This is a genomic window from Microcoleus sp. PH2017_12_PCY_D_A, from assembly GCF_020738565.1.
Taxonomy (GTDB): domain Bacteria; phylum Cyanobacteriota; class Cyanobacteriia; order Cyanobacteriales; family Microcoleaceae; genus Microcoleus.
Window position 1 is genome coordinate 1 of sequence record NZ_JAEQCI010000216.1, and the last position, 4,541, is coordinate 4,541.

Below are 4,541 nucleotides of genomic sequence, written 5' to 3' on the forward strand. Positions count from 1 at the left end.
CGACAACCTAATTTCTACCGTCCAACACGCCCACGGAGTCGGGATTGCAGCTCCTCAAGCCGCCATGTGCGATCGGCTGTTCATCGTCGCATCCCGCCCAAATTTGCGGTATCCCCAAGCGCCGCCCATGGAACCGACAGCGATGATTAATCCCCGGATTGTCGCGGCATCGACAGAGACAGTCAAAGACTGGGAAGGCTGTTTGAGTATTCCGGGGATTCGGGGATTGGTGCCGAGAAGTAGGGCGATCGAAATTGAATACACTTGTAGAGACGGGAAACTCCACAGACAAGAATTGACAGACTTTGTGGCTCGGATTTTTCAGCACGAATACGACCATTTAGATGGGATCGTGTTTTTAGACAGGGTGGAAAGCACGACAGAACTGATGACAGAGGATGAGTATCAGCAGCAATTTGTCAAGCTCCTCTGATAATTGATATAATTGCGATCGGTAACTAAGAGTGATGTTGCGAACAGGAGAGCAAATGTCAATCAACTTGGAAAAAGGCGGGAGAATCAATCTCTCTAAAGAAGCACCGGGGCTGAAAAATGCCGGGATCGGTTTGGGATGGGATATCAACGCTACAGACACCGGCGCAGCGTTTGACTTAGATGCTTCCGTGTTTATGTTGGGGGCAAATGCGAAAATTCCCACCGAAAAACAATTTGTTTTTTACAACAACAAAGAGTCGCCCGATAATTCTGTAATACATCTGAAAGATAGCAGAACCGGAGAAGGAGTTGGCGATGATGAAACAATAACAGTCGATCTAGCGAAAGTCGATCCGGCGGTGCAAGAAATTGTCTTTGTGGTAACAATCGACCAAGCAGAATCGAGAAGGCAAAACTTCGGTCAAGTGCGGAATGCTTTTATCAGGATTTACGATATCACTACTAACGAAGAGGTAAGTAAGTACGATTTGGACGAGGATTTTTCTAGGGAGACTGCGGTGGAGTTTGGCAGACTTTACAAAAAAGACGGCGAGTGGAGGTTCCAAGCTGTCGGACAAGGCTACAATTCCGGCTTGCAGAGCTTTGTAGACAAGTATCTCTGATCGGAGGGCGATCGGGCAAAGTTCAACAACTAAGCTAACCTAAAACAATAGAATACTCAGCTCGCCGACTTTTTTAAGAAGTCGGGGAGCTAACAGCGATAGCATTTTACATTTTACATTGAATGAGGTGACAAAAAGTGGCGATTAACTTGACAAAAGGACAATCAATTGTTCTCAGCAAAAGCGAATTCGACTTATCTCGATTGACAATGGCTTTGGGCTGGGATGTAGCGACAGCTAAAACAAGTCTTTTCGGCAGAAGCAGCGGTGCCAATTTTGACTTAGACTCCTACGCTTTGCTGCTGGGAGAAAATGGCAAATTGAAAAATTACAAAGAGGATGTAATTTATTACTCTCATTTAGAATCCAAAGACAAAACAGTTGTTCACTCAGGCGACAATCTCACGGGAGCTGGAGACGGAGACGACGAACAAATATTTGTGAAATTGAGTTCTTTGTCAGCAGAATATCACAAAATTATTTTGGGCGTCAATATTTACGATGCACAAAATAGAAAACAGCATTTTGGTATGGTAGAAAATGCTTACGTGAGGGCTGTAGATGCAGCCGGAAAAGAAATCGCTCGCTATCGCTTGTCAAATGACCCTTCCTATGAAGGCAAATTAAATATGTTGATGGGACAAGTTTATCGAGAAGGCGGTGAGTGGAAATTTAAGGCCTTGGGAAATCCTTTAGCTGAAGATTTGAAGGGTGTTGTCGGTTCGTTTATGCGGTGAGCTAAAAAACTTCAATTGTGCGTAAAAGAGAATTCATCTTTTCACATATACCCCGTCGTAAAACGGACGGGGATTCCATTTACTTGAATATATCAAAAATTGACAACCACAATTTTTGATTCAAATAACCATCTATAGCGGTTCTCAAAAAAGTGAGGTATGCCCGTAATCCCTATGCCCTATGCCCTATGCCCTATGCCCTATGCCCAGTCATACCTCATGTTTCGCTCGAAAGGCTATATGTTTATGCAGGTTGTCTGTGGTGGCGGGGCGGGTTTATATAGATTGTTTGTGGGAAGTAAATGTGATTGGTGAACCCGCCCTTACAGATTTGTTGAAAATTGTACAAGATTTATGGGTAGGGACACAGCAGTGCTGTGTCCTAATCTGTCTGTATCAGTTATTCTTGCACAGCCACACAGGTAGAAAGCATTTTCGCTACTCCCAGAATTGGCAATTGATTGAGCATTTCCGCCGCAAAAGCATCAATCAGCAAATAGCGACTTCTTTCTAAATCTAAGCCGCGACTTTGCAAGTAGAAAAGTTCATCATCTTCTAACTGGCTGACAGTTGCACCGTGGGAACATTTAACGTTGTCCGCCACAATTTCTAACTGCGGTTTTGTGTCTACCCGCGCCCTCGGCGACAGCAACAAATTCCGGCTCAACTGTCCGGCGTCTGTCAATTGTGCGGCTTTGCGAACAAAAACTTTGCCGTTAAATACGGCGCGGGCTTTGTTACCGACAATGCACTTGTGCAATTGCCGGCTTGTGCCGTGGGGGTAATTGAAATCGATTAAACTGTGAGTGTCTGCTAATTGTTCGCCAAAGGCTACGGTTAAGCCGTTTAAAGTTGTTTCGGTACCTTCGCCGCGCTGAAATACTTCTAAATTGTGCCGCGATATTTTGCCGCCCAAGCTGATAGCATGACAAGTATAGCTGCTGTTGCGGGATTGCTCGATCGCACTTTTGCCAATATGAACCACATCCAAACCTTCCCGCTGGAGTCGAACATGATTCACCGTGGCGTTTTCAGCGACAACAACATCCGTGACAGCATTCGTCAAAGCCGAGACATTACCAACAGTTGTGTAATCCTCAACAACAGTGATTTTGCTTCCAGCCTCAGCTATGATTAAGCAGTGCGGCTGACACATCGTCCCAGATGCACCTGGTGCGGTCAGGAACAGCAAGTGAATCGGAAGGTCGATCGACATATTAGCCGGTACGAACACCACCGCAGCATCCACCAAACCCGCAGTATTCAGGGCTGTAAACACTTCAGTTTGCTGTTTGTGCTTGCTCAAAACATCGGTGATGCGCGATCGATATTTTTCCGGTACATTAGATAGATTACCTGCATAAAAGTTCGGCAAATTCACCGTTGACAAATCCGGCGCATAAAAACCGTTAACAAACACCAATCTTAACGGTAAATCATCCCGATTTTTCACAGGCATAATAACATCAGTCAGCTTAACAGTTGACTGATTGCTCTGAGCAATACGAAAAGGAACTTGCAAAACAGGCGACAAATCAGTAAAGCGCCACTCCTCATCCCTCACCGTCGGAAAACTTGCAGCAAGCACGTATTCAGTCGCCGCATCCCGCAAATCCTGCAAACCGTAAGCCGAACTTTCGCTATTAGCAACCTCCAACTTACCGCACTGATTCACCAAATCAGCCAAAAACATTTCCCTAGTAGCAACCTGCGTATTAATCATCGCGCGCCAACTCCTGCTGCTTCCTCTTCCACAACCCAGTCATAACCGCGCTCTTCCAATTCCAGCGCCAACTCTTTAGGGCCAGTTAAGATAATTCTGCCCGCTTCCATGACATGAATAAAATCAGGAATAATGTAATTCAACAGCCGTTGATAGTGAGTAATCACCAACATCGAATTTTCAGCAGTTGACAACTGATTCACACCACCGGCAACAATCTTCAGAGCATCGATATCCAAACCAGAATCAGTCTCATCCAAAATAGCTAACTTCGGTTCCAAAAGCGCCATTTGCAAAATCTCATTCCGCTTTTTCTCACCACCGGAAAAACCCTCATTAACGCTGCGACTCAAGAAAGCCGGATTCATCTTGACAACATCCAGCTTATCCTCGATTAAATCTTGGAAATCAAAAGCATCCAACTCTTCCAAACCGCGATGTTTGCGGTGAGCATTGTAAGCCACGCGCAAAAAATCGACATTGCTAACGCCCGGAATTTCCAAAGGATATTGGAAAGCCAGAAACACGCCAGCTAAAGAACGTTCTTCCGGCGGTAATTCCAGGAGATTTTGTCCCAGGAAAGTAACTTCTCCACCCGTCACCGTATAAGCAGGATGGCCGGCTAATATCTTGGATAAAGTGCTTTTACCCGAACCATTTGGGCCCATAATCGCGTGAATTTCACCCGATTTAATTTCCAGATTCAAACCCTTAAGGATTTGGGTATCATCCACATTCGCAGTTAAATCGCGGACAGATAACACCACTTGACTATTTTCAACAATCATCTCTTTTTTTCCTAACTCCTCTAATTTTTTGGTCTGTTTCCGATTCAACAATCAAGGTTCGTAGTGAGGACTTCAGTCCTTCTTTCCAAAGGTTCGTAGTGAGGACTTCAGTCCTTCTTTACAAAGGTTCGTAACAAAGGTTCGTAGTGAGGACTTCAGTCCTTCTTTAAAACCATAAAAGTAGCGCATCCAAGCATTTTTTGCATAACTCCTGAATTAGAAGGACTAAAGTCCT

The 4,541-nt window shown here is 44.8% G+C and carries 5 protein-coding genes; 3 read left to right on the plus strand and 2 right to left on the minus strand.

What is annotated here, in order from left to right:
* From def to JGK39_RS32650, 3 genes are all read left to right on the plus strand, one after another.
* Nucleotides 1-433, plus strand: a 433-nt coding sequence (gene def / locus JGK39_RS32640; RefSeq protein WP_293262425.1) for a peptide deformylase, incomplete at its 5' end; no start/stop codon positions are given.
* 55 nt (nucleotides 434-488) lie between these two features.
* Nucleotides 489-1,058 carry a TerD family protein gene (locus JGK39_RS32645; RefSeq protein ID WP_293298899.1) on the plus strand — a complete coding sequence of 190 codons (570 nt, stop codon included), beginning with the start codon at nucleotides 489-491 and terminating at the stop codon, nucleotides 1,056-1,058.
* 137 nt (nucleotides 1,059-1,195) lie between these two features.
* On the plus strand, nucleotides 1,196-1,795 hold the full coding sequence (locus JGK39_RS32650) for a TerD family protein (protein WP_293262431.1): 600 nt from the start codon (nucleotides 1,196-1,198) through the stop codon (nucleotides 1,793-1,795).
* Between the two features lie 400 nt (nucleotides 1,796-2,195).
* Here JGK39_RS32650 and sufD read toward each other — a convergent pair whose 3' ends face one another.
* Complete coding sequence (gene sufD, locus JGK39_RS32655) at nucleotides 2,196-3,518, minus strand: Fe-S cluster assembly protein SufD (protein WP_293262434.1); 1,323 nt, start codon at nucleotides 3,516-3,518, stop codon at nucleotides 2,196-2,198.
* Nucleotides 3,515-4,306: a Fe-S cluster assembly ATPase SufC gene (gene sufC / locus JGK39_RS32660; RefSeq protein ID WP_293262437.1), complete on the minus strand. Its 792-nt coding sequence runs from the start codon at nucleotides 4,304-4,306 to the stop codon at nucleotides 3,515-3,517. Before sufC ends, sufD begins: the two co-directional genes overlap by 4 nt.
* Between the last annotated feature and the right edge of the window lie 235 nt (nucleotides 4,307-4,541).